The following is a 2,011-nucleotide window of genomic DNA, read 5'->3' as shown; positions in this document are numbered from 1 at the left end:
AATTCCCAATAGATCACCTTCTTTTACAATTAAATAATCTTTACCATCCAGTTTTAATTCAGAACCTGAATATTTTCCGTAAAGTACTTTGTCGCCTACCTGTACAGTTGTTGGCTCATCTTTTTTGCCCGGACCTACTGCTACCACAACGCCTTCCTGTGGTTTTTCTTTTGCGGTGTCGGGGATAATGATTCCTGATGCGGTTGTAGTTTCCGCAGCAGTGGGCTCTACCAGAACGCGGTCTGCTAATGGTTTGAAATTTACTGACATATTTTTTAGGTTTAAATTATTAAATACTGAACTGTTTTTCTCTAAAACAGTGCCAACAAAAGTAATCTGAAAATCTGTCATTCACTGTTAAACTAATGTGCAATTTTGGCAGAAAAAAAAATCATTCAGATGGCTGAATGACTTTCGTATTTGAATACTGATTTTAGTTTTTCTTTCCCGCTGCCTGCATTGGATTTACCTGTCCCTGTGCTGCGCCTCTTGCGGTGGCTTCATTTTTCTGTTTGAAGACTTCAAATTTGGAAGCGGGAGCTGGAATCTCGCCCCAGAAATTGTTTGAGGTGTCGATATCCGCAGTCTCTCTCATCGGGTCAAGCTGAATGGATTTCAGTTTTTTATCGAAATAATAGGTTTTAGAAACTTTCTGCTCGTTCTTTCGCCAGATTTGGGCTGATGATTTATCGGTGAGTTTGGTCCCGTCCTCGAAAGTAAATTCAAGGATAATCGGCATTACCAACCCGCCTTTGTTGCTGAAATCGATCTGGTAAGCAATAACATTCTGAAGTTGCGCTTTGTCTTTTAAACTTACTTTCTCCATATTGTCTATTTTCATGGAATATTTCTTCGTGTCATCAACTTTCTCCATTCCGCGGTTATATCTCCAGTAAAAATCCTGAGTGCTCTTGTCTTTGTCGGTATAAAATTCAATGTTCTTATCGTTTCGGTTTCTGATTTTAGAAATATCCTCGAAATCATTCTGCAAAGGCTTTTCGACAGTATAACTGATTTCCCGTGATTTCGGAGCGGCATCAAAATCAGGGGCAGCCACAGTTACTTTATCAATGGAAATGTCTACCGCATCGGTTCCGTAGAACCAGCCACGCCAGAACCAGTCGAGATTTTCGCCGCTCGCGTCATTCATCGTTCTGAAGAAATCTGCCGGCTCAGGATGTTTGAAAGCCCAACGTTTTGAATAGGTCTTAAACGCCTCATCGAAAAGTTCTCTTCCCATGATGGTTTCGCGCAAGATATTAAGACCTGTGGCCGGTTTTGCATAAGCGTTCGGACCGAAATGAATAATATTCTCTGAATTTACCATGATGGGCTCAAGCTGATCTTTCGGCAGTCTCATATAATCTACAATCGTGTGCGCCGGACCCCTTCTTGAAGGGAATTTATTGTCCCATTTTTCTTCTGTTAAGTATTCTACGAAAGTATTCAAACCTTCGTCCATCCAACTCCACTGTCTTTCATCGGAATTAATGATCATCGGGAAAAAGTTATGACCAACTTCGTGAATGATTACTCCGATCATTCCGTTTTTGATTCCTTCGGAATAGGTTCCGTCTTTCTCGGTTCTTCCGTAATTGAAACAGATCATCGGATATTCCATACCGTTTGCCGCCTCAACAGACTGCGCCACCGGATACGGATAAGGCACCGTGAATTCTGAATATGTTTTTATCGTGTGCGCTACTGCCTTTGTAGAGAATTTACGGTAAAGATTATAGGCTTCTTTCGGATAGAGACTCATCGCCATTACCTGGTTGTTGTTTTCGGGAATTACCACTTTCATGGCGTCCCAAACGAATTTTCTTGAAGAAGTCCAGGCGAAATCACGTACATTTTCCGCTTCGAAAACCCAGGTTTTTCTCTGTTTTGACTTGTTCTTTTCGGCTTTTTTAGCTTCTTCTAAAGTGACAATTTCCAGCGGTTCATTTGCAGTCTGTGCCTGCTTCCAACGCTGCAGCTGTGCCGGTGTTAATACCTGCTCGAAATTTTT

At 41.5% G+C, this 2,011-nt stretch carries 2 protein-coding genes; both read right to left on the bottom strand.

Annotated features, from left to right (window positions below; all coding sequences use genetic code 11):
• The coding region (locus V5N63_RS11135) for a co-chaperone GroES (RefSeq protein WP_332034004.1) at positions 1 to 270 on the bottom strand (270 nt) is incomplete at its 3' end.
• A gap of 163 nt (positions 271 to 433) precedes the next feature.
• Positions 434 to 2,011 (bottom strand): M1 family aminopeptidase (locus tag V5N63_RS11130; RefSeq protein WP_332034003.1); only part of this gene is annotated, 1,578 nt, incomplete at its 5' end.

Source organism: Kaistella sp., from assembly GCF_032060305.1.
Taxonomy (GTDB): domain Bacteria; phylum Bacteroidota; class Bacteroidia; order Flavobacteriales; family Weeksellaceae; genus Kaistella; species Kaistella yananensis.
Note: the sequence above shows the minus strand (reverse complement) of the source record. Positions and strands in the feature narration are given on the sequence as shown.